Annotated in this window: 26 protein-coding genes and 1 other annotated feature; of the genes, 6 read left to right on the forward strand and 20 right to left on the reverse strand. The window is 38.0% G+C overall.

The window, feature by feature from the left end:
• The first annotated feature begins 2 nt into the window (after positions 1 to 2).
• Together ACE198_RS05640 and yidC are read left to right on the forward strand one after the other, a co-directional pair.
• Entirely contained in the window at positions 3 to 296 is a 294-nt protein-coding gene (locus tag ACE198_RS05640; RefSeq protein ID WP_251462249.1) for a hypothetical protein, read from the forward strand.
• Between the two features lie 28 nt (positions 297 to 324).
• The gene (yidC, locus tag ACE198_RS05645) at positions 325 to 1,119 is read left to right on the forward strand and encodes a membrane protein insertase YidC (protein ID WP_375374937.1); all 795 of its coding nucleotides are present in this window, start codon (positions 325 to 327) and stop codon (positions 1,117 to 1,119) included.
• 73 nt (positions 1,120 to 1,192) lie between these two features.
• On the opposite strand, the gene ACE198_RS05650 is transcribed toward yidC, so the two are convergent.
• Together ACE198_RS05650 and ACE198_RS05655 are read right to left on the reverse strand one after the other, a co-directional pair.
• Positions 1,193 to 1,783, reverse strand: a complete 591-nt coding sequence (locus ACE198_RS05650; RefSeq protein WP_375374938.1) for a GNAT family N-acetyltransferase — start codon at positions 1,781 to 1,783, stop codon at positions 1,193 to 1,195.
• A gap of 60 nt (positions 1,784 to 1,843) precedes the next feature.
• Positions 1,844 to 2,047, reverse strand: coding sequence for a DUF6501 family protein (locus ACE198_RS05655; RefSeq protein ID WP_375374939.1), 204 nt, complete (start codon positions 2,045 to 2,047; stop codon positions 1,844 to 1,846).
• Between the two features lie 199 nt (positions 2,048 to 2,246).
• Here ACE198_RS05655 and sda point away from each other — a divergent pair, with 199 nt between their 5' ends.
• On the forward strand, positions 2,247 to 2,381 hold the full coding sequence (gene sda, locus ACE198_RS05660) for a sporulation histidine kinase inhibitor Sda (RefSeq protein ID WP_088088631.1): 135 nt from the start codon (positions 2,247 to 2,249) through the stop codon (positions 2,379 to 2,381).
• Positions 2,382 to 2,404: 23 nt separating this feature from the next.
• Here sda and mnmH read toward each other — a convergent pair whose 3' ends face one another.
• The 8 genes from mnmH to trpE form a co-directional block, all read right to left on the reverse strand.
• Entirely contained in the window at positions 2,405 to 3,499 is a 1,095-nt protein-coding gene (gene mnmH / locus ACE198_RS05665; protein ID WP_375374940.1) for a tRNA 2-selenouridine(34) synthase MnmH, read from the reverse strand.
• A gap of 174 nt (positions 3,500 to 3,673) precedes the next feature.
• Positions 3,674 to 4,459: a tryptophan synthase subunit alpha gene (gene trpA, locus ACE198_RS05670; RefSeq protein WP_098575001.1), complete on the reverse strand. Its 786-nt coding sequence runs from the start codon at positions 4,457 to 4,459 to the stop codon at positions 3,674 to 3,676.
• A 3-nt stretch (positions 4,460 to 4,462) separates the two neighbouring features.
• Positions 4,463 to 5,662: a tryptophan synthase subunit beta gene (gene trpB, locus ACE198_RS05675; RefSeq protein ID WP_375374941.1), complete on the reverse strand. Its 1,200-nt coding sequence runs from the start codon at positions 5,660 to 5,662 to the stop codon at positions 4,463 to 4,465.
• 6 nt (positions 5,663 to 5,668) lie between these two features.
• Positions 5,669 to 6,286 (reverse strand): phosphoribosylanthranilate isomerase, encoded by a 618-nt coding sequence (locus ACE198_RS05680; RefSeq protein ID WP_375374942.1) that lies wholly within the window; start codon positions 6,284 to 6,286, stop codon positions 5,669 to 5,671.
• Positions 6,283 to 7,074, reverse strand: coding sequence for an indole-3-glycerol phosphate synthase TrpC (gene trpC, locus ACE198_RS05685; protein WP_375374943.1), 792 nt, complete (start codon positions 7,072 to 7,074; stop codon positions 6,283 to 6,285). Before trpC ends, ACE198_RS05680 begins: the two co-directional genes overlap by 4 nt.
• Positions 7,075 to 8,103: an anthranilate phosphoribosyltransferase gene (gene trpD, locus ACE198_RS05690; RefSeq protein ID WP_375374944.1), complete on the reverse strand. Its 1,029-nt coding sequence runs from the start codon at positions 8,101 to 8,103 to the stop codon at positions 7,075 to 7,077.
• Positions 8,075 to 8,686, reverse strand: coding sequence for an anthranilate synthase component II (locus ACE198_RS05695; RefSeq protein WP_375374945.1), 612 nt, complete (start codon positions 8,684 to 8,686; stop codon positions 8,075 to 8,077). Before ACE198_RS05695 ends, trpD begins: the two co-directional genes overlap by 29 nt.
• Positions 8,683 to 10,071: an anthranilate synthase component I gene (gene trpE, locus ACE198_RS05700; protein ID WP_375374946.1), complete on the reverse strand. Its 1,389-nt coding sequence runs from the start codon at positions 10,069 to 10,071 to the stop codon at positions 8,683 to 8,685. Before trpE ends, ACE198_RS05695 begins: the two co-directional genes overlap by 4 nt.
• A gap of 61 nt (positions 10,072 to 10,132) precedes the next feature.
• Positions 10,133 to 10,381, reverse strand: a binding site (T-box leader).
• Positions 10,382 to 10,600: 219 nt separating this feature from the next.
• Between trpE and bcbE the strand changes: the two genes are divergently transcribed.
• Positions 10,601 to 11,887, forward strand: a complete 1,287-nt coding sequence (gene bcbE, locus ACE198_RS05705) for a bacillibactin exporter BcbE (RefSeq protein ID WP_375374947.1) — start codon at positions 10,601 to 10,603, stop codon at positions 11,885 to 11,887.
• Between the two features lie 28 nt (positions 11,888 to 11,915).
• Here bcbE and ACE198_RS05710 read toward each other — a convergent pair whose 3' ends face one another.
• Genes ACE198_RS05710 through ACE198_RS05720 form a run of 3 tightly spaced genes read right to left on the reverse strand, consistent with a single transcriptional unit; the run spans position 11,916 to position 15,458 of the window.
• A complete protein-coding gene (locus tag ACE198_RS05710) occupies positions 11,916 to 13,781 on the reverse strand; it encodes a PTS fructose transporter subunit IIABC (protein ID WP_375374948.1) in 1,866 nt (621 codons plus the stop codon).
• A 13-nt stretch (positions 13,782 to 13,794) separates the two neighbouring features.
• Entirely contained in the window at positions 13,795 to 14,709 is a 915-nt protein-coding gene (gene pfkB / locus ACE198_RS05715; protein WP_375374949.1) for a 1-phosphofructokinase, read from the reverse strand.
• Positions 14,706 to 15,458, reverse strand: coding sequence for a DeoR/GlpR family DNA-binding transcription regulator (locus ACE198_RS05720; protein ID WP_375374950.1), 753 nt, complete (start codon positions 15,456 to 15,458; stop codon positions 14,706 to 14,708). The genes pfkB and ACE198_RS05720 overlap by 4 nt, the downstream gene beginning before the upstream one ends.
• A 301-nt stretch (positions 15,459 to 15,759) precedes the next feature.
• Between ACE198_RS05720 and ACE198_RS05725 the strand changes: the two genes are divergently transcribed.
• Complete coding sequence (locus ACE198_RS05725) at positions 15,760 to 16,053, forward strand: DUF6509 family protein (RefSeq protein WP_098575039.1); 294 nt, start codon at positions 15,760 to 15,762, stop codon at positions 16,051 to 16,053.
• A gap of 35 nt (positions 16,054 to 16,088) precedes the next feature.
• Here ACE198_RS05725 and ACE198_RS05730 read toward each other — a convergent pair whose 3' ends face one another.
• The 4 genes from ACE198_RS05730 to ku all read right to left on the reverse strand — a co-directional run bounded on the left by ACE198_RS05730 (position 16,089) and on the right by ku (position 18,869).
• On the reverse strand, positions 16,089 to 16,292 hold the full coding sequence (locus tag ACE198_RS05730) for a cold-inducible protein YdjO-related protein (protein WP_180230153.1): 204 nt from the start codon (positions 16,290 to 16,292) through the stop codon (positions 16,089 to 16,091).
• A 182-nt stretch (positions 16,293 to 16,474) separates the two neighbouring features.
• Positions 16,475 to 16,675 (reverse strand): cold-shock protein, encoded by a 201-nt coding sequence (locus tag ACE198_RS05735; protein WP_066256683.1) that lies wholly within the window; start codon positions 16,673 to 16,675, stop codon positions 16,475 to 16,477.
• 290 nt (positions 16,676 to 16,965) lie between these two features.
• Positions 16,966 to 17,928, reverse strand: a complete 963-nt coding sequence (locus ACE198_RS05740; protein ID WP_375374951.1) for a nucleoside hydrolase — start codon at positions 17,926 to 17,928, stop codon at positions 16,966 to 16,968.
• 110 nt (positions 17,929 to 18,038) lie between these two features.
• Entirely contained in the window at positions 18,039 to 18,869 is an 831-nt protein-coding gene (gene ku, locus ACE198_RS05745; protein WP_375374952.1) for a non-homologous end joining protein Ku, read from the reverse strand.
• 130 nt (positions 18,870 to 18,999) lie between these two features.
• On the opposite strand from ku, the gene ACE198_RS05750 reads away from it, so the two are divergent.
• Entirely contained in the window at positions 19,000 to 20,844 is a 1,845-nt protein-coding gene (locus ACE198_RS05750) for a DNA ligase D (RefSeq protein ID WP_375374953.1), read from the forward strand.
• Between the two features lie 8 nt (positions 20,845 to 20,852).
• Here the strand turns inward: ACE198_RS05750 and dapF are convergent, their stop codons facing one another.
• The 3 genes from dapF to ACE198_RS05765 all read right to left on the reverse strand — a co-directional run bounded on the left by dapF (position 20,853) and on the right by ACE198_RS05765 (position 23,673).
• Positions 20,853 to 21,836 carry a diaminopimelate epimerase gene (gene dapF, locus ACE198_RS05755; protein ID WP_375374954.1) on the reverse strand — a complete coding sequence of 328 codons (984 nt, stop codon included), beginning with the start codon at positions 21,834 to 21,836 and terminating at the stop codon, positions 20,853 to 20,855.
• A gap of 79 nt (positions 21,837 to 21,915) precedes the next feature.
• Positions 21,916 to 22,707 (reverse strand): hypothetical protein, encoded by a 792-nt coding sequence (locus ACE198_RS05760; RefSeq protein WP_375374955.1) that lies wholly within the window; start codon positions 22,705 to 22,707, stop codon positions 21,916 to 21,918.
• Between the two features lie 111 nt (positions 22,708 to 22,818).
• Positions 22,819 to 23,673, reverse strand: coding sequence for a patatin-like phospholipase family protein (locus ACE198_RS05765; RefSeq protein WP_098575042.1), 855 nt, complete (start codon positions 23,671 to 23,673; stop codon positions 22,819 to 22,821).
• Positions 23,674 to 23,721 lie beyond the last annotated feature (48 nt).

Raw genomic sequence — 23,721 nt, forward strand, 5'->3', positions numbered from 1 at the left:
ATTTGTTTCAATTGCTTATCGACAGTTCAGATATAAATGCCCTTAACGCTCTTTATGTAAGTATTTTTTTAGGAATTGCTTTAAAGTTATTATGGGCATGGAGTGTGGAATATTCTTTTGTTGGTTCCTTATCTGATCCAGCAAGGACAAATATTATTCACCCATTGGTACTTTATCTTAAGAAAAGTTGTTTAAATGGCAGCTTTATTCTGAAAAGAATTGTTATATATTTTCGTAGAAAAGAATATTCACAGGATGATTCTGAAGAACCTGTTTCCTCCCTTTTTTGTCCATAAAAATTAATAAACCATTCTAGGAGGAAATATGAAAAACAAACGATCTTCTATTATTTTTGTAACAATGTTAGCTTTAACGACTTTATTATTATCTGCATGTTCGTCCCAACCAAAAAGTGGAAACAACAATAGTGGATTTTTCCATACTTACTTTGTCGAACCTTTTTCAAATTTTATACATTATTTAGCGGAACTTTTTAATGGAAATTATGGTTTGTCCATAATTCTTGTTACTCTGATTATAAGGCTTGCCCTAATGCCGCTTATGTTAAGGCAGTATAAAAATCAAATGGCGATGAAGGAAAAAATGGATGTGTTAAAGCCTGAAATGGATGTCATTCAGACTAAAATGAAAACCGAAAAGGATCCAAAGAAAAAGCAGGAACTTCAAGCAGAAATGATGGGACTTTATAAAAAACATGGGGTTAATCCATTAAATATGGGCTGTCTTCCATTGCTAATCCAAATGCCTATTCTAACTGGTTTCTATTATGCGATTCGTGGTTCAGAAGAGATAAAAACTCATGAGTTTTTATGGTTCAGCCTAGGAAATCCTGACATCATTATTACGATTATTGCCGGGGTTATTTACTACTTCCAGTTTAAAGTTTCTCAGTCAAATATGCCTTCCGCCCAGGCAGACCAAATGAAATATATGGGTTTACTCTCCCCATTAATGATTGTTATGTTTTCATTTAACGCACCCGCAGCCCTTCCTCTTTATTGGGTAGTCGGTGGTACGTTCCTGATTATTCAAACAATGATTAGTAAAAGTCTTTATCAAACCAATAAGACACCAAAAGTTCAAGTCAAACAAAAATAGTCAGATTGAAAAAGAAGCGTCCTTGGATGCTTCTTTTTTTGGGTAGTTATTTGCCATTAATTTGACAGTTTTCTTACCTTTGCAACCTGCCTTTTAATTGGGTGCTTATCTCAGCCCATTCATCATGAAGGATACTAAAAAATACTGTATCCCTTACATATCCATCTGATATAATCCGATCTTTCCGTAATACTCCTTCTCTCACGGCACCGATTCTTGCAATCGCCTTTTGGGATCTTATATTTCGAGAGTCCGTTTTTAATTGAACACGAGTAAGGTTCCAAACATCAAATGCATGTCTTAATAAAAGAAATTTACATTCAGTATTTACTTTGGTCCGCCATACATTCGGGTGATACCACGTCGAGCCAATTTCCGCACTATTATGGTTTGGGAGTATATCTAAGAATCGTGTGCTCCCAATGATATGTTCATTGTTGTCTACAACCGTAAAGGTATAATCTGTTCCATGTTCACGTGCCTTTATGGCAGCGTCTATCATTCGTTCCATATCCTCTTTTGAGCGAATTTTTGTCGCCATATACGTCCAGATTTCATCTGGTTCCGCTGCTTCCCACAAACCGTCTAAATGATCCATACTGACAGGAATTAATTTTACCGTTTCCCCTTGTAACGAAAATAGATCGCTCCATAATTTAGTCATTAATCATTCTCCCCCTTTTTCATAAGAAAAGACTGCGGGCTTTGCTCCACAGTCCTCCTTTTATGCATCTTGAAAATATTCCTTGTTAAAGCCGCCTACTTTTCCTGTATTATCAACAATGTAATAAAATTCTTCAGTCTCATTTTTTACATCATAGACTTTCCCAGCCGTTAAAGCATTATTGACAAGATATTTTTTGGCATCCGTATGAACGCATTTTATTTTTTTGATAGTTTCACGATCACGCCATGATAGATGAATCATTGCTGCACCCTTCCTTTCGTTCTTTGTCCCACTCCTAGTATAATCAAAATGGCTGGTGGTGCGCAACAAAATCAATGCATTAAGAAATTGTGAACTATTTAAAAATTTTATTAATTTTGGGTTCTCAAATGGTCAAAAAACCATTACAATTATAAAAACTGAATATTCAATCCATTTTCTTGAGGAGGCATTCATAAGTATGAAAATTATGAGTAATGAGCAATTAGTTGTTTCGTATCGGGATGCATTAAAGTCTGACAAGGAAAAAGAATGGATTAAGATTTTAAAAGATGAAATCAAACGCCGCGGCCTAAAACCATTTAAAAATCGGTAACACGAAAAAACCGCTGAAAGGATTCAGCGGTTTTTCATTTTCACCTCATTACTTGTAAACGCGTTAGGATAAAAGGATAATTCTTTAAGTACTCCTGCAATCTTTTCCGCTGCCTCCACTGGATTATCAGCAAAAATCTCAATGAATTCCCCTTCATACTCTTGTTTCGCATGGTCATACCTTGGATCATAATAGTGTTCAAGTAAATTGCGAATCATATCCGGATAATTTCGATCAGATAACGCTTGGATAAGTGAATTTCTGATGTCAATCGCTTTAATACGTCTTAACACTTTTTCAATCCCATCAGAAATCTTATCAAAATACCATGGCTCATTCTGATAAGGATGTACATATTCCGCCACAAGATGTGCTACCCTTTGTTCAATCGAGGTATTTAGGTTGATATTAATACCTCTCATCTTTTTATCCATTAGTTCCTCGGTTTGGACTGCTTTTCCGATTCTTTTGCTTTCTGCTTCCACGAGAAAGAATTCAGCACCCTTTATTTCGGTAAGCCCTTTGAATAGTAAGGAGTCAAATGTTTTTTGATTATGACCATCCCCCTGGCCAATTGTTCCGAATATCGAACCGCGATGCCCTGCCATCTCTTCAAGATCTAAAATTGGATAGCCTCTTTTTTTTAAGATTTTTAAGACCTCTGTTTTCCCAACCCCTGTTAGTCCATGAAGGACAACAGCTTTGCCGGGAAGCATTGTTGGTAACTGTTCAAGAATATAGTGACGGTACTCTTTATATCCACCAACTAGCCTACTAGCATAAATACCTGCAAACTCGAGAAACGTGACCACTGCTTTACTTCTCATCCCACCTCGCCAACAATGGATAATCAGCTCGGTATCATTGGAAATGGTATTCTTTATCGTGTGCAATAGGTCAGGAATTTTAGGAGAAACAATTTCCATTGCCTTCCATTTTGCAACTGCAGGTCCTTCTTGTTTATAAATTGTGCCGATTACTTGCCGTTCGTCATCTGTGAATAATGGTACATTAATCGCTCCTGGAATTGCGCCATCCTTAAACTCAATTGGTGAGCGTATATCAATGATTACTGGGTTCTTTGTCGCGAAAAGCTCTTCGACCGTCATTTCTTTCATATCATCTACGCTCCTTAAAAAATTACTCTTAATGATTACATTAAAATATCTATTAGAAAACAAACAAAACTTCCACAACGGGAAGTTTCGAAAAAAAGTAAACTCATGTCAATTACGTATCTATTATACAGGAAACATCCCTTGCATTCAAGGAAAGACGATTAATCTGTGCGGTTACACCATTTTGGATATTGGTTTAAAAACAGACATTAACTTTTCCATCTCATCCAGTTTTCCGTTATGAAATTGATCGACAATTTTACTGCCAACTATAACTCCATCACAGTGCTTTGTTAAGTCTACTATCTGTTCTTGGCTTGAAATACCGAAGCCCGCCAAGACAGGGATTGGACTTAGAGCTTTTACATTCTGTAAGAATTGATTCAATTCCGAATCATATTCATTTCTCACACCTGTAATCCCCTTAATTGTAACCGTGTATAAAAATCCCTTGCCCTTATTTGCAATGGTTTTGATTCGCTCAATTGGTGTTGTGAGTGTGACAAGCCGAATTAATTCTATTTCAGCTTCTTCTAGCTGCGGTGTAATAATTCCTTCCTCTTCGATCGGTAAATCAGGAATAATACACCCGTCCACACCTGCATTCCGTACATCTTGGACAAATTCATTGATTCCATAGCGATAAATTGGATTTAAATAAGTCATAAGCAGGATAGGAACATTAATTTCCTTTCGTGCCTTTCCTAGTTCTGTAATAATACTTTTAAGCGTTGTACCATTTCCAAGTGATCTAATTCCCGCTTGCTGGATGGTTGGTCCATCGGCCACTGGATCCGAAAATGGAACCCCCACTTCAATGGCCGTTGCACCAAATTTCTCTAATAATTGAAGGCGATCAACCAAGCATTCCAGCCCGCCATCTCCTGCCATGATGTAAGGGACAAACGCTTTTCTATTATTCTCTTTCAAAGATGCAAAAGTTTTTTCAAAACGGTTCATTTCTTATCTCTCCTCTCTTAAACGTGTTTTCACCGTATCAACATCTTTATCACCGCGCCCTGATAAGCACACTACAATTTTTTGGGATTCGTCCATTTCTGCAGCTAGCTTCACTGCAAAGGCAATGGCATGCGCGCTCTCAAGTGCTGGAATGATTCCTTCAAGTTTAGAAAGAAGCTGAAAAGCGTCTAGCGCTTCTTTATCAGTAATCGAATGGTATTTTGCACGGCCAATATCATGTAAATAGCTATGCTCCGGTCCAATACCAGGATAATCTAGCCCGGCCGAAATAGAATGTGCTTCTTGAACTTGACCATCCTGGTCTTGTAAAAGGTACATGAGTGCTCCATGTAATACCCCCGGACTTCCTTTTGTTAAGGAGGCTGCATGGTACTTTGTATCCACACCCTGTCCAGCTGCTTCTACACCATAGAGATTAACCTCTTCATCCTCGATAAATGGATAGAACATCCCCATCGCATTGCTCCCGCCGCCAATACAGGCTACCACGGCATCCGGAAGCGCCCCTTCGCTTAGTTGAAACTGCTGTTTTGTTTCCTTGCCAATCACGCTTTGGAAATCCCTGACCATCTGAGGAAATGGATGCGGCCCCATAACAGATCCCAATAAATAGTGTGTATCATCTACATTTTCTACCCAGTATCTTAACGCCTCATTAACTGCATCCTTTAATGTGGCGCTTCCGGAGGTAACACTAACAACCTTTGCACCCAGCAATTCCATTCTAAAAACATTAAGAGCTTGCCTTTTGATGTCTTCTTCACCCATAAAAACGATACACTCAAGATTTAATAAGGCACAAACGGTCGCGGTTGCTACACCATGCTGGCCAGCTCCTGTTTCAGCGACGATTTTTTTCTTTCCCATTCGTACGGCTAAAAGTGCCTGCCCAATCGCATTATTAATTTTATGGGCGCCTGTATGGTTTAAATCTTCTCTTTTAAGAAAAATCTTAGCTCCTCCGGCATGTCTTGTTAGGTTATCTGCATAATACAATGGGGTTTCTCTACCAACATAGTTTTTTAATAAATCTTGAATTTCCACTTGAAAGGAAGGATCCTTTTTCGCGCTTTCATACGCTTCACCAAGTTCAATTACTGCTTTCATCAATGTCTCAGGGACAAATCTTCCCCCGAAAATGCCGAAGTGGCCTTGCTCATTCGGTAATGTATAAGTGTTCATTCCCTTTTACCTCCCTACAGGTATGCTTTTCGCTTTTTCTATAAATGTTTTAATCTTTTCTAAATCCTTTTTCCCGTTGGTTTCTACCCCCGAGCTAACATCAACCATACATGGTTTGATCATTCTTATCGCTTCTTCCACATTATCAACATGCAATCCACCAGCAAGAATTATATTGTGATTTTTAATTAGGTGAGGATCGACCTCATTCCAATTAAATACCGTTCCATTTCCGCCTCTGTATTTTCCCTTAGGACTGTCTAATAAAATAAATTCACATGGAAAATCGGCCAATGCAGCTAAGCCTTCATTTCCTTGAAAACTAATTGATTTTATAACAGGCAATGACAGCGATTCACTGAAACCTCCTGTTTCATCTCCGTGTAATTGGATATGGGTAAGGCCCACAGAAGCAGCAATTTTCTCTATTTCATCTCTTGTTTCATTTACAAAAACACCGACCTTATACACCTCATTCGGTAAATGAGCAATAATTTCTTGTGCTTTCTCTATGGTGACCTTGCGCTTACTTTCTGCAAAGACGAATCCAATGGCATCAGCACCATAACGTGCCGCCGCCACACCAGTTTCGATATCAGTAATTCCACAGATTTTCACTTTCATTTCTTGACACCTAAAATAAGTGGCAAGCGAAAGTCTAAAAACGATTGTTTCACATTAGGACTTTTCATTAATGCCTCACCCACTAATATTCCATTGGCTCCTGCATTTCTAACTCGTGCTACATCTTCTTGGTGATGAATCCCGCTTTCACTAATGAGATATGCACCAGAGTTTTTTACCTCCGAGGCTAAGTTCTCAGTTACCTCAAGTGAAACATGAAACGTCTTTAAGTCGCGATTATTAACTCCAATCAACTTCGCATTTGTTTTAAGTGCACTTTCCAATTCAGTCTGATTATGAACTTCCACTAATACTTCAAGACCTAATCCCTTCGCATATTGAAAAAGTTCAACTAATCTTTGATCGTCTAATGCAGCTGCAATTAGTAAGATGAGATCCGCCCCATTTGAAGCAGCCAGATTAATTTGCACCTCATCAATAATAAAGTCTTTACAGAGAATCGGCAGATTTACCTGGCTCCGAACCGCTCTTAAATCAGAGAAACTGCCTTTAAAAAAGGTTTGATCCGTTAAAACGGATATAGCCGATGCACCATATTCTTCATAAAGCCCCGCCTGAAAGGCAGGCTCAATCGTGTTATTAATGATCCCTTTCGATGGTGATGCCCTCTTAAACTCTGAGATTATCGATATTTGATCAGCTGTTTTAAGCTTTTGAATAAAAGATCTTCTCGGCTTGTTCAATTCAACTTGTTGGAGATTACCTTCACGAAGAATCCGAACTTCTTTTTTCTTTTGGTCAATGATCTTATCTAAGATGGTTGCCACTTATATCGCCTCTTTCTGCCCTGCTGCTTGTGTTTTTTCGATAAGTGTATTTAGTTTTTCATAAGCAGCACCAGAATCAATAATTTCTCTTGCCACTAATATACCCTCTTTAATGGAGTTAGCTTTACCTGCTGTAAATATCCCAAGCCCGGAATTCAGTAACACAGTATCACGGCAAGCGCCCTTTTCCCCTTTTAACACATTGATTAATATTTCAGCGTTTTCTTTAGAATCTCCGCCTCTAATACAACTGTTATCATATTGTGGAAGATTGATTTCTTCTGGGAAGAATGATTGACTTGTAATTACGCCGTTCTCTAAAATAGTTAAATGATTTTCCCCTTGAAGAGATGCTTCATCCATAAAGCCTGCTCCATTGATAACAACGGCCCGCTTGCGTCCTAACTTGAAAAGCACTTCAGCAAACACATTCAATAAATCCCTCCGATACACACCCAACAATTGATAGTCCAACTCAATTGGGTTTGTAAGTGGTCCAATAAAGTTAAATATCGTTGGAATCTTTAATTGTTTTCGAACGGTCATAACTTTCTTTAATTTTGGATGAACATTTGGCGCGAATAAAAAGGATAAGCCGATTTCCTGCAGAATTTCTTCTGTTCTTTCTGCTGACAGATTTAAATTAATCCCTAAGTATTCAAGTACATCAGCACTACCCGTTTTACTCGAAACACTTCGATTGCCATGCTTGGCAACCGGAATGCCCGCACCGGCAATCACAAAAGCAGAAGTAGTACTCACATTAAAACTGGAAGAACCATCTCCTCCGGTTCCACAATTATCTAGAACGCCAGAGAATTTCTCATTAAATTTCAGTGTATTTGCCTTCATTGCTTTAACTATTCCGGTAATTTCTTCGACTGTTTCTCCTTTTGATTTCAAGCCCATTAAGAAGGCAGCAATTTCAGATTCTGAAACCTCTTCCCCTAAAATGAAACTAACGGCTTCTTTCATTTGTTTTTCAGAAAATGATTCACGTTCAGCTAATTGGAGTAAATAATTCTTCATTTTTCTTCATCCTCTCTATCTCATTTAAAAAGTTATTTAGGATTTGTTTGCCAGTAGGAGTACCGATCGACTCCGGATGAAACTGTAGACCAAAAACAGGATAGTCACGATGCCTGATTGCCATAATTTCCTGATCATCGTCCGAGTGTGCAATCCTTTCGAGCACTTCAGGAATACTACTCTTTTCAATGATTAATGAATGATACCGCATCACTTCTAATGGGCTTGGCAGGCCTTCAAATAATCCATCGCACCGATGCGATATGAACGATGTTTTACCATGCTTGATTAGGGGTGCCCTTTTAATCTCACCACCGAATGCTGCACCGATCGCTTGATGACCGAGGCAAATTCCTAAGATAGGGATCTTATTAAAAAATGTTTGAATTACTTCGATGCAAATTCCGGCATCCTCCGGCTTCCCTGGTCCCGGGGAAAGAATGATTGCTTTAGGGTTTAATTCCTTGATTTGTTCCATGCTTAGCTGATTATTCCTAAAAACTGTTATTTGTTCCCCAAGTTCCCCTAGATATTGATAGAGGTTGAATGTAAACGAGTCAAAATTATCAATCAGTAAAATCATTTCTCACCCTCCAAGAAAGAGTTTAGTTTGTTTATCGTCTCTTGATATTCGGACTCTGGATTCGAATCATATACAATCCCAGCCCCAGCTTGTATATAAGCCGAACCCTCTTTTAAAATCGTCGTTCGAATCGCAAGGGCAAAATCCATATTTCCATCCGCGGAAATATATCCAACAGCGCCTGAATATAACCCTCGTTTTGACTTTTCCAATGAGTTAATAATCTCCATCGCACGAACCTTAGGGGCACCTGAAACAGTTCCGGCCGGAAGACAGGCAGCGAGGGCATCTATGGCTGTCTTGTCGGATTTTAAATGACCGCTTACTTCTGAGACAAGGTGCATCACATGTCGGTATTTCTCCACCGCTATATACTTATCCACTTGAACGGACCCAAATTCGCAAATTTTTCCGAGGTCATTTCTGCCAAGATCAACTAGCATCTTATGCTCCGCTAGTTCCTTTTCATCATTTTTCAATTCTTGTTCAATCAACAAATCTTCTTCATTTGTCCTCCCTCGTCTTTTTGTACCTGCGATAGGATTCGAAATAACTGTTTGTGCTCTTGTTTTAATTAAGCTCTCTGGAGATGAACCAATCACGGTATACCCGTCAAAGTCAATATAGAACATATAGGGTGTTGGATTATTAGCCCGATGTTTGCGATAAAGTGATAATGGATCTCCGTTAAAAGCTGATTTCATCCTCCTAGAAAGAACCACTTGGAAAATATCACCAGCTAATATATGTTCCTTCGCGATTTCTACATTTTTGATAAAAGTTTCTTTTGTTGTTTCAGATTCAAAGCCTGAAAAATCAAATGGCTCTTCTGTTGGGTAAAAAGTCGGCTGCTTGAGTTCCTCGATTCTGCGATTGATTCTTTTCTCAATTACAGCGGTGTCGCTCTCCTTCGTTAAAGGACAACCACAAATCAAAACCTTGTCTTGAAGATGATCAAAGACGATAACTTCTTCATAAAACATTAAGTGTACATCCGGCATTTCCATACCGTTTGGAAATTCTTCTCCTATCACTTCATACTGCCTAATAATGTCATAGCCTACAAATCCAACTGCGCCTCCAATAAATGGGAAGGGATACTCTTCAAAATCCATGGGGGGGATTAGTTTCTTTAACAATTCTAGAGGATTACCCTTTATCACTTCATTTTCACCATTCTCTTTTAGAATCTCATTCCGATCCCCCCTCGAAATAAGTTCAAATGCAGGCTCTGCTCCAATAAAGGAATATCGGCCAGAGGCATTGTACTTATGTGAGCTTTCTAATAGGAATTTCTTTTTCCCGTTTATTTTTTTTAAGATGGAGATGGGTGTAAGCGTGTCTCCTTTAATTTCTTTTATGAAAAAATCCATTTTAGTTTTCATGTTTGGACCCCCTTCTAAATAAAAAAAAATCGTCCTCTATATGCGCAAAAATTTTACGCATATAGAGGACGATTCTATGGTCGTGGTGCCACCTCTGTTTGAAGCAGCCGATTGCTCTGCTTCCTCTTCAGATACGGAACAAACTGTTCGATATCCTATCCTTTTAACGGTGGAGACCCGTGCATCCCTACTTAGATTCAAGATGCCTCTCACAAGTCCATTCCACAAATCCTTTCTTATCGGGCTCCCACCTCCCCCGACTCTCTTAGAAGAAATAAATAAGTGTACTCCTCTTGTTCAACGAGTTAATTATTTAACTTTGATTTATATCCTACGCAAATTTCTCTCTAAAGTCAAGGGAAAAATTCATAAATTTTTTAATTAATTTGAAAATTAGGTTTTCCGTTCTATTTTCCAAGCCACTAGCTTTTTTTATTTATTCCAGTTAAAGGATATTCCAACAAGGTTTTTTTATACTGAATAAGCAAATAGTAATAGTAGCAAATAACGAAGGCGGGATTGAAGATTAATGGAGCATATTGAACATTTAAGCCAAAATCCAAAAGCTGCCAAAAAGAAACAATCAGCAGCGGGACAAAAGCGATCGAATGAAATAGCTAATCAGAAGTGGGCAATCATCTCACTGTCTTCCATTCCACTAGTCATGACGTTGGGTAATTCGATGTTAATTCCAGTTCTACCTTCAATGGAAAAAAAGTTGTCGATTTCTTCCTTTCAAACCAGTATGGTTATTACTGTTTATTCGATTGTTGCTATTTTCCTAATACCTGTTGCCGGATACTTATCAGATCATATTGGTCGAAAAAAAGTCATTATTCCAAGCCTTATCATTGCTGGAATTGGCGGGCTGATTTCAGGTTTTGCTGCATGGAAAATGAATGATGCTTATTGGATAATTTTAGCTGGCCGCGCCCTTCAGGGGGTTGGAGCTGCTGGAGCAGCTCCAATCGTTATGCCATTGGTTGGGGATATGTTTAAAAATGAGGATGATGTTAGCTGTTGTCTGGGTTTAATAGAAACATCGAATACGTTTGGAAAGGTATTAAGCCCTATTTTAGGGGCTTTTCTTGCGGGAATCATTTGGTTTATGCCGTTTTTTTCCTTTCCTGTATTTTGTGCCATTTCTGTTTTGATGATTATGTTCTTGGTCAAAAGCCCAAAATCAACACAGAAACCCATTCCATTTAAAGATTTCTTCATTAATGTGAAAAAAACCTTTACTGAAAAGGGACGCTGGCTTTACGCCATCTTTTTTATTGGTGGAATTTTAATGTTTGTCCTTTTTGGAATTTTGTTTTATCTGTCCGAGCTTTTTGAAAAAGAATATGGCATTAAGGATATCAAGAAAGGTTTCTTTCTAGCTTTACCACTTGGTGCTCTTTGTTTATCCTCGTTTATCAGCGGAAAAGTGATTAAGAAAAACAAAGTTCTCATGAAGTGGTTGACATTTGGTGGTGTGATTGCTACATCCCTATCGATTGGTGCCTTGTGGTTTTCGATAAAACTTTGGTACGTAATTACCATGTTTCTTATTAGCGGAGTAGGTATTGGTTTAGGGCTACCTTGTCTAGATGCCTTGATAACTGAGGGTGTTGAAAAGGAAGAAAGAGGCACCATTTCATCCATTTATAGTTCAATGAGATTTATTGGAGTGGCGGCAGGACCACCAATTATTGCATTGTTACTAAAGAAAGAAACTCATTGGATTTTTATCCTATTAGGTAGTTTAAGTATTATTGCAGCCATTGTTGCATTGATGGCGATCAAACCCAATGCACAAGACCAAAAGAGCTGAGGTAAGTCCTCAGCTCTTTATATACATATTATTTTACTGGTTTTTTTAGAAGACCGATTAATAATGCTGATACAATAGAGCCCACAATAATGGAAAGTGCATAAAGTAAGGCACCATTTTCTACCAATGGGACAACAAATATTCCGCCGTGTGGGGCACGGAGACCAATTCCGAATGCCATCGATAGTGCACCAGCGATGGCCGAACCAGCCATAACAGAAGGAATGACACGTAATGGATCAGCCGCTGCAAAAGGGATCGCGCCTTCGGTAATGAAGGATAAGCCCATGACATAACAAGCTTTTCCTGCATCTTTGTCTTGATCATTAAATTTATTTTTGAAGAATGTCGTTGCAAGTGCAATAGCTAGCGGCGGGACCATACCAGCAGCCATAATTGCCGCCATTGGTTCATAGACTCCACTTGCTAATAATCCTGTTCCAAATACATAGGCAGCCTTGTTAACTGGTCCACCCATATCGAATGACATCATAAGTCCTAGTACTATACCCAATAATACGGCATTTCCTGTTCCAAGACCTGTTAACCAATCAGCAATTTCCTTGTTCACCCATGCAACTGGATTGTTTACGACATAATGCATTAAAAATCCGGTTATCGCAATGCCAAATAGTGGATAAAGTAAGATACTTTTAATTCCTTCAAGAGAACGTGGAAGACCTGCAAACAGTTTCTTTAACAGTAAGACAATGTAACCTGCTAGAAAACCTGCAACTAAACCGCCAAGGAAACCGGCTCCACCATGAGCCGCCATCATACCGCCTACCATACCTGGGGCGAAACCTGGACGATCAGCAATACTGAGGGCAATAAAGCCTGCAAGTACTGGAACAATTAATGCGAATGCATTATCTCCACCAATGGCCTTAATAACGGCTGCAATAGGGTTATAGGATGGATCATCTGGATTAGCAGAATTATATCCGAACATAAAGCTTATCGCGATTAATATTCCTCCTCCAACCACGAAGGGAAGCATATTTGAAACGCCATTCATCAGGTGCTTGTAAAAGCCTGTACGAGATCCTTTTTGATCCTCTGCTTTTTCACTTTGCCCGTTATTCCCCTTAAAAATTGGTGCGTCTTGTTTAACCGCTTTGTCGATCAATTGCGCAGGGCGACGGATTCCTTCTGCTACAGCTGCTTGGATTACGTGCTTACCCTTAAACCTTTCCATCTCGACATTGATATCTGCAGCAATAATGACTGCTGTCGCATTTTCAATTTCCTCTTTAGTTAGGACATTTTTTGCTCCTCCTGAGCCATTTGTCTCAACCTTTATATCAACACCCAATTCAGCTGCCTTTGCTTTTAAAGAATCAGCTGCCATATAGGTGTGGGCAATACCCGTTGGACACCCTGTTACAGCTACGATTAAATTATTCTTAGTTTCTTTTGTTACGGTTTCCTGTTTATCTTCTTTATCGTAGCGGTTTATAGTATCAAGGATTTCCTCAGGAGTTGTTGCCTTTAATAACTCATAACGAACTTCCGCTTTCATTAACAAGCCTGAGAGCCGTGCTAATGCTTCTAAATGTGTATTATTCGCACCATCCGGAGCAGCAATCATAAAAAATAAATGGGCTGGTTTTCCATCCAATGATTCATAATTAACACCTGCCGCTGATTTTCCAAAGACAATGGCTGCTTCATTTACTACTTTTGTTTTCGCATGAGGGATAGCTATTCCATCCCCAATACCTGTGGTACTTTGTTCTTCACGCTTTAAGATGGCTGCTTTAAATTCAGCACGATCAGAAATTTTCTCCGCCTTTGAAAGGACATCAACCAACTGATCAATTGCTGCTTCTTTTTGATTGCCTTCTATATTTAAAAGAATCGTATTTTTAGATAACAATTCAGTAATTTTCATGATTTTCTCTCCCTTAAAGGATCTCTTTTATATGAACTTGTGGCAGGAGTTCTCCCACTTTTTCCTTGGTACATAGACCTAGTGAAAAAGCTGTTGCACTTCCTGAGGCCACGCTATATCGAAAAGCTTCCTCAATATTTCGAGTTTTTACATAGGCTGCTAAGAAACCTGCGACCATTGAGTCACCTGCACCTACTGAATTTTTCACTTCTCCTTTTGGAACTTCTGCCAAAAGTGTTGTTTCACTATTTATTAGCACTGCCCCTTCACCAGCGAGCGAAATAATGACATTTTTTGCTCCCATCTCTACGAGTCTTTTCCCAAATGGAATAACTTCTTCAGCGTTTGTAATGGTAGCATCAAATAATTCCCCAAGCTCGTGATGATTTGGTTTGATTAATAATGGACGATAAGGAAGAACTTTTTTTAATAAATCCCCTTCTGCATCCACCACAAATTGTGCACTGCTTTCACTGCAGATTTTGACCAGTTCCTCGTAGGTAGTTTTCGGCAAACTACTAGGAATGCTTCCTGCCAGTACCAATAAATCATCCGCACTTAGTTTCTTTATTTTTTGTTTTAATAATGAAAAGTTTTCTGCCGTGATTTTCGGTCCATTTGCATTAATCTCTGACTCTTGACCCGTTTTTAGTTTTACGTTGATTCGTGTATCTTCATCAACCTGGACAAAATCTGTTTCAATCAGTTCCTTTTGAAGATACTGTTCAATGTACGCACCGGTAAAACCACCAATAAAACCTAGTGCTATACTGCTTGTGCCAAAATGCTTCAAAACTGTTGACACATTGATTCCTTTCCCACCTGGAAATTTTGCTTCCTCCACTGTCCTGTTTAATTCCCCGAGCTGAAAGCTCTCTAGTTTAACGATATAATCAACAGAGGGATTTAACGTTAATGTGTAAATCATGTTGTCACAACCTTTATTGTCGTTCTATTTAAGTACTGCGTTTGTGTTTCGTCATCTAATTCATTCGTGATAATGACTGCTTCGTGAATATCAGCAACCTTGGAAAATGAAATTTCAGCAAATTTCGTATTATCCGATAGCACAAATGTCTCTCTTGAAAGAGCCATTGCCTTTTGCTTTACCAAAGCTTCCTCCTGATCCGGTGTTGTATAGCCGAATTGCGGATGAATACCATTCACACCCATGAAACATTTATCAAAACGGTAAAGGTCCAAACCTGCTAAAGCTCCTCTTCCGATAAATGCATTGGTATTAGGCTTTGCCAAGCCCCCAATTAAGTAAGTGGATATACCTTTATCTAATAAAGGTTTTAAATGCATTAAGCCATTCGTGACTACAACAATATCCTTAAAGTTCAAGAATTCTATCATTTCAATAACTGTTGAGCCAGCATCAAGGTAAATGCTATCACCTTCGTCCACTAAACTGGCTGCATATTGTGCAATCAACCGCTTTGCTTGAAGGTTTTTGGATGATTTCTCAATCATACTGGGTTCTTGAAGTTTACCTTGTAATCTTGAGGCACCTCCATGAATTCTCTTTAAAAACTTTTGTTCCTCTAATTGTGAGAGGTCACGGCGAATGGTTGACTCCGAAGACTCGGTTAACTCCATAATTTCATTAATTTTTATTACATTTTTCGCTTTTAATAATTGCATGATAATCCGATGACGTTCTGGTGTTAACATGTCATCACCACCTAGTTTTTTTATTCGGTAACTATATAATACTGAAAACGATTGCACATTTCAATCATTTTCTTTCAAAAACAATCATTATTTGAATGTTTTTGAACGTTTTCTGAAAGTTCATAAATTACCACAGGATAATATGTAGGTTTTCCTGTTTTTCAATATATTAAAAAACGCCAGAGATTTATGGCGTTATATATAAAAATCACAATATACGCTAAAAATATCAAAATCGATTCAATTTTTTCTTGTTGAAACAAAAATGTGTATAATAGGATGGATGAATATTTTGCAGAGGATGATACACTTGAACATTACTGGACACACAGTTGAAAAATTAGAAGATCCATTCGGTTTATTATCAGGTGACCGCTATGAGTTTTTCCTCGAACTAGAGGTTGATGAAGAAGATGAGCTATATTCGGATAAAGGAATTGGCCTAAGAACTATTTTCGTTAGCGATGAAAATGGTGAGAAAATCACCAATTTTTACCTTTATGAACAAGGGAGTGAAAATGTTCTAGACTTTGTCCTTGAGGAAGATGAAGAGGCACTAGTACTTGCCTATTGTAAAGAGCATGCATCAGAATAAAAAACAGGGAGTGATTAATCACTCCCTGTTTTTTATTACATAAAGTTTTTACTATGGTTATGAATCACTTGTAATTCTTTTGTTGTTAAACTCATTTCACTTTTACAAATCGGGCATAATGGCACATCCGTGCTTTTAAAATTGTCACGTACCCAGCATTTACAAGTTGCTGAGTTACACACCCATATTTTCGTTTCTTCTAATTTGATTTCCTCATCACTTTTTCTACCAAACGCCAAAACGATCACCCCTTATAATTAGTGCATGACTGTTTTTACTCTTTTGTTTGTTAGCTAAATAACATGGAAATACATCATTTAGCAGTGTTCCATTGCCAACTGAAACTAGTTTATCAAATATAAATTTTATAGATAAAAAGGTGATGCTAAATCTAATGCATCACCTTTTTATTTTAATAGAATTAAACTGTTTTAACGTTAGAAGCTTGTGGTCCACGAGCACCTTCAACGATTTCGAATGATACTGATTGGCCTTCTTCTAAAGTTTTAAAGCCTTCTGATTGAATTGCTGAAAAGTGAACAAATACGTCTTGACCGCCATCTGCTTCGATAAATCCAAAACCTTTTTCTGCATTAAACCATTTAACTTTACCGTTATTCATGAATTAACCCCCAAAATAATTGTTCACTTTAATTTTCAGTTAAAAAAAATAAAAAAGACGTACTGACACCTTCGGGTAATAGACATCACCCACATGTTCGTGCAGTTACGGCTACTGAAACCAATATATATTTAACCAACTTAAAAGCGTACCTTCATTTTAACAGATTTTGGCCATACCGTCAATTTGAATTTCAAAAACCAGGAAATTCAGAGAAAATATTTCAGTATAATAATAACTTGTTAAACTTGTCTCATACTAACAGTATATGAAACTCGAAGTTAGTTTCATTATTCTTTATTAAATTCACCTTGTAAGAATATTTCTACAAAGTTGACAGAAAACTTCGTTACATCAATTTCCATCCCGATGTTATCAAGTGTTTCAGTGGGTTCCTGATCTGGCTTTGGTCGAAAGTCTGCCATGCTTTTTCCCTTGGCATTCCCAAATTGCTCCACTCTCACTCGTTTTGGGATATATTTCACTAAATCAGGTTCAGTTAGCGCCATCAGCGGTACTACGTCATGAAGCGGTGCTCCTTTTATACCCGGGACATTTTTCTGATAGGCTTTAAAGTAATAATCAAAAGCCGGTTTTAATAGCGGGCGGAAAGGTGTGGGGCTGTTTTGGCTAAGAAAGTCCATAATTTCGGGCGTGATGAGTGCTTTATTGGTAACATTTAATGGGTATAAGTTGATATTATGTGCTTTTTCCATCACCGTATGTGCAGCAATTGGGTCAACAAAAAAATTAGCTTCGGCTTCAGCACTAATATTCCCTGGGACTAAAAAAGCCCCACCCATAATAAAGAAAGCATTTACTCCTTTAAGTGCTTCATTTCCATATAAGATAAACATTAAGGCTAACTCGGTCAATCTCCCTACCGAAACAATTATAAGGTTACCTTCATATTGAGTTACTATCTCACTGATTTTGTTTATGTCATATACCTTCACATTCTTTATTGTATCAGGAGGTTTAATAGGTCCTAATCCTTCTTCGCCATGTATCTCCGGGTAATATGTAATCGGTTCACCTAATAACGGTCCTGCGGTGCCTGCAATGATTGGAATATCTGCTCTGCCGCCTAATGTTAACAAGTAGGCTGTATTTTTAACTGATTTGTCCTTCGGTGTATTGCCATAACCACTGACAATACCCACTAGGTTGATTTTTGGATTTAATAAGGCATACATTATGGCAAAAGAATCATCAATCCCCGGATCACCAATCATGAGCACATTATAAGCCAAAAGTATCTCCCCCAAAAAATTATATTTCTAAAAAATATGCTTATTTTTTGGATGAAAGAACTAATATAAAAACCGATTCATGGATTCGAATCGGTTTTGTCAACACTTCCCTATGCTCGTTTTTTGACTCTTGGCGCTGCTTTCTTTCTTGGCGCAGCCATTTTTGGAGGCTTCGTCCGGTCAATGGATGCTTGTAATGCCGCCATTAAGTCTGTGACATTTGAAGCGACTTCCTTCGTTGCTGCTGATACGGTTTCTTGTCCATTTCGTTTCGATTCAATTAGTTCAAGTAATGCAGTTCTGTAATCATCCGTATATTTTTCAGGGTTAAAATCTGATGTCAATTGGTCAATCAACATGATTGCAGTATCAAGTTCTCTTTCGGTTACCTTGTCTTCAGCAGGTACACTTGGCACATCACCCGCTTTTCGAACTTCATCCGGATAATGGATGGTTTCCATGATTAACACATTTTCATACACACGTATAACTGCTAATTGCTCTTTAGAACGGATGATAATCTTGGCAAGACCGACTTTTTTTGACTCTAGTAATGCTTTTCTCAGCAGGGAATAGGCTTTGCCTCCCCCCTCGCTTGGAGACATATAATAACTGCGATCGTAGTAAATTGGATCAATTTGTTCCATTTTAACAAAATCAATAATTTCAACTGCTTTATCCTCATTTTCCTTACGTAACTTTTCAAGCTCTTCATTATCAAGAACGACAAATTTCCCTTTTGTATACTCATACGCTTTAACGATATCCTCTGGTTTCACTTCTTCCTCGCAGACAGAACAAATTTTCTCATATTTAATCGGAGCATGACATTTGTTATGCAGGGTCCGAAGTTTGATATCTTTATCTTCTGTTGCTGTATGGAGTTTGATGGGTATATTTACAAGCCCGAAACTAATACTTCCCTTCCACATCGTATGCATCTGTATTTCTCCAATCTTTTTGTTATTATTTTGCGTTCCCAAGACATTCACAATTCCTAAAAACATTTGGAAAAGAATGAATCTAAGTATTTTTAAACAAAATAAATGAAAAAGAAGGGACCATTTATCCATGAAGCCGATGCTGCCCAGCCTTACATTTGATCTCCCTGTTCATCCTGAATGGCTCTACGAAGTAAAATATGATGGATTTCGAGCCATTTTAGAATGGAGTTCTCATGGAATTGAACTTATTAGCCGGAATGAAAAATCTCTTCTCCCCCAATTCCCAGAAATAAAGGAATTTTTATTAAAACATGAAAATCACTTTAAACCGTTTCTACCACTACAATTAGACGGAGAACTTGTCTCATTAGAAAACACACACAAAGCCAATTTCTCGATGATTCAAGTGCGCGGACGATTAAGATCAGAAAAAAAGATTCGCGAGCAAGCCAGTAAATCCCCTTGTCGCCTAATGGTGTTTGACATACTGAAAAGCGCTGGGAAATCATTACGTTCACTTGATTTTCAACAACGCAAAAAGGAACTCATCAAATTATTCGAAAAAGTCGGCTTTCAACTTGAGGCTGACCCCTACAACGAACAACTCCTTCAACTTGTCCAGGCACATGAAGAATTTGAGCCGCTTTGGGAAAAGGTTGTATTATCTGACGGGGAAGGAATTATTGCCAAACAAAAAAACAGTCTTTGGGAGGAAGGAAAACGCTCCTTACAGTGGTTAAAGTATAAAAATTGGAAATATGTAAGTTGTTTTATCAACGCCTATGATAAAACCAATGGATATTTTTATGTAAGTGTTTATAAGGACAAAAAAATCCATCCCATTGGTCAGGTCCTTTTCGGATTTAAACCAGAAGAAAAACAAGCACTCCAGCAAACGATTAAACAAAATATGCTTCGTGAAGAAGGACAACTAATGATTGTGGAACCGGCCATATGCCTGGAGGTGAAATATTTAGAGCTTTATGAAAACCAACTTCGTGAGCCCCATTTTGATCGATTTCGCTTTGATTTAGAACCCTCTGAGTGTACATATGATCGTTTTATCTTTGCACAAAAAAACCTGCCCGGAGACCTAGATATAACCCACCCTGATAAACCATTATGGGAAAAATTAACGATTAAAAAAGCAGACTATATTCATTACTTGCGAGAAATTTCGCCCTATATTCTGCCCTTTTTAAACAATCGCTTATTAACCGTCATCCGCTATCCGCACGGGATGTTCGGTGAAGCGTTTTATCAAAAAAACTGTCCAGATTATGCGCCAGAATTTGTGCAAAAACACACAGATGATGGGATTGACTATATCCTCTGCAATAATTTAAAAACACTCGTTTGGCTTGGCAATCAATTAGCCATTGAGTTCCACATCCCCTTTCAAACCACCGATAGCAGGGGACCAAGTGAGATTGTATTTGATTTAGATCCGCCCTCTATTGAGCACTTTCAATTGGCGGTAAAAGCAGCATTGTTAATCAAAGAAGTCCTCAATCAATTAAATTTAATCGCTTTCATTAAAACGTCTGGAAACAAAGGATTGCAAGTCTACCTGCCTTTGCCGGAAAATGAATTCACTTATGACGATACAAGATTATTTACAAGCTTTATTGCTGAATATTTGATTTCAAAGGATCCTGATTCCTTTACAATTGAAAGAATGAAGAAAAACCGCGGAAACAGACTTTATGTTGATTATGTGCAGCATAGCGAGGGGAAAACCATTGTTGCCCCCTATTCTATGCGGGGAAATGAACATGCAGGTGTCGCCACACCCCTATATTGGGACGAAGTAACTGAAAAACTCAAACCTGTTTCATTTAATATGGAAAATGCATTAAAACGAATTCGCCAACAAGGAGATCCCTTTTCAGATTATTTTCAATCAAAATCCATTCAACCATTTGGACCTGTGTTGGAGGTATTAAAAAATGGGGCAAACAAAAAAGGATAGGGCTGACCCTATCCTTTCATATTCGTTTCAACAAACTTTTTTGCTTCATTTTGCAATTGCTCATAAGTTGCCTGCTCAGAAAGTTCTGTTTTAGATGAAATTGTAAATGAACGATTCTCTAAATCCACATTTACTGTAGCACTATAAAGATAGGTGGCATTCCCTATTAAGTCAATCGTGTATTTACCCTCGCTTTCATGGGCTACACATTGAACTTTTCCACCATTATTATAAACATTTACGACGTTTTCCAATTTATTTAATTCCAGTAAACAAGTAACGAGGGTGGATGCTGACATGGCAGTCCCACAGGCATTAGTAAAACCTACACCACGCTCAAATGTTCTAACATATATAGCACCAGGTTGTAAATGTTTAACAAAGCTTACATTAACACCGTCTGGGAACAAATGATTGGGACCATTTACTTTTTCACTAAGATGTTTTTGCAGGTCACCTTCAAGGTGTTCTGCTTCAACAATAGCAATGAGGTGCGGATTAGGAACAGCAAGTGCCGTAAACCTTAAATCTGCTGATAGTTCCTCAATTTTTTCATTGAAAAGGGTCGGTTTATTTAAATTTAAAGGCAGAGCTTTTAATTCAAACAACACAGGGGAAATTTCCACTTGGTAGGTATGAATATCTGGTAAAAGTTCATTTTGTTTGCTCACTTTTAAATTTGCTTTCATTGTTTCAATAACAGCTTTATTTTGACCAAGGTGTTCACTTACATATCTTGCAACAAGACGCAATCCATTTCCACACATGGATGCTTCCGACCCATCTGAGTTAAAGACACGCATTCTCGCGTCTGCATGTTTGCTATTCATCACGAAAAGAATTCCATCAGCCCCTAATTCAGACTGACGATTACATAACATTCTCGCGAGATCTGCTCGTTCACTCTCAGAAAATTCATATTGATTCGACATTTCATCGATAATTAGAAAGTCATTTCCCGATCCATGACCTTTAATTAATTGGACTTCCATTGTTATCCCCCTACTACCTTGATATAAGTATTCTATTTATCATACCAAACAATGTTCGTGAGGGAAACTGTCGAAACTTCTATCTTTCGATAAAATATTCATTAATCAAAAATGACATCCGAAGGAGTTTGTCTTGTTCAGATAAACTCTCTCTAATGGAAAGTACCGGTGTATTCGGCTCTGGAAACAAGGGACTCCACTCCAATGGCATCCATCCACGACGAAGACGTGCTTCCTGAAAGTGATCGTGGTTTATGAATTGTTCATCCATAAAAGCAACAGCACCTTCTACTGCACCAATATACTTTCCTTTCGAATCTAGTAATTCCTTTTTGGATGTTCTCCAATCCTTTTTACTTCGCTCAAAACTGCCTAAATATTGCCTTCGATGATTAAATACCTCTATTTTTATCGTTTTTCCACCATTAACCTTATAGTAACCTATGGCTTGGTTCTGGTTCTCCATCGAATAGAGTGCATAAATTTTTGAAAAGGATAGCTTCTTCGTCCCACTGCCTCGGTATCTCTTAATCATTCCAGCAAGATGCCCGTTCGGAAAGTAAAATAGCAGCCTAGAAGATTTAGTGTTCAGGAAGAAAACTAGTAAATGGCGTGATTCAAATAAAGACCTTCTTCCGGCCTCAGATTTCTTCAGCTGTCTGTCAATTGAAATCGACTGCCGTCTTCTAAATAGATAGAATTGGAAACTAACCAAACTATAGATAAGAAATGGGATCGTTAATAACATGATTTCTTTTGTTTTAAAAATAGTAAGGTTGCCAGCGATGATTATGATGACTGGCAATAGTGAAGCAATACTACCATTTAAGTTCAAATGAGCTGTATCCCGGTAATATTCATTTATTTTCATCTAGAAAACTCCTTATCAATTCCTCTTTTCTTAGTTTATTTACTATAAACCAAAAAAATGATAGAAGTTTGCAATTACACTAAAAAAGAAGAAACGAAATGGTCTCTTCTTTTAATTCTTAATATAGTTAATTATCGTTGACATAGATGCTCTAGCATCTTCGTAGCCCTGATTGTAAAGCTCTTCCAGCCTATGGGGATTCCGTTCCATTCTACCGACCTTTAATGGCTGGGATGGGCGGATAATCAAAACATTCCCCTTTTTCTCTTCCTGCTCAACATATTCGACCGTTTCATTATATATTCGATATCGGTTCCTAAGGGACTGTTGCAAGCCTTTGTATTCTGGATACTTACGATCTACCAGAAAATGAAATTTTGAGGGCTTTTTCAAATACCCTTCATTTCTTGTAAGAATCACGATATTTTTTGCAAACCCATCCTGTTGTGCTTTCTTGATTGGAATGGGATCGCTAATCCCCCCATCAAGTAATATTTTATCTTTAAAACGGACTTCAGGTGCAATAAATGGAAGGGAGCTTGATGCCCGTATTACGGTTAAAAGGTCATCTCTGTAATCCTTTTTCTTGAAATAAACAGGCTCTCCTGTCAAACAATCTGTTGTCCCCACAACAAATTCTGAAGGACTATTGTAAAAAACATCATAATGGAATGGGACATGTTTATTTGGAATTTCGTCAAAAATAAAATCCATGCCAAAAAATTGCCGATTTCGAAAATAATTTTTCCACGAAATATATCTAGGGTCGGAAGCATATTCAATCGTAACGGTTTTATTTCTCCCTTTTTGCTTCGACAAATAGGAGGCTGCATTACATGCACCTGCAGATACCCCAATAACATATGGAAAAAATAACTGTGATTCCAAGAAGTATTCAAGGATACCTGCAGTATAAACACCACGCATTCCTCCACCTTCTAGGACCAAACCTACTTGGTTTTCCATGTTGCCTCGCCCTTTCATTGTTAACATTAAACTTCCTTGTCATTATAG

It is taken from the genome of Neobacillus sp. KR4-4 (genome assembly GCF_042136325.1).
Classification (GTDB): domain Bacteria; phylum Bacillota; class Bacilli; order Bacillales; family Cytobacillaceae; genus Neobacillus.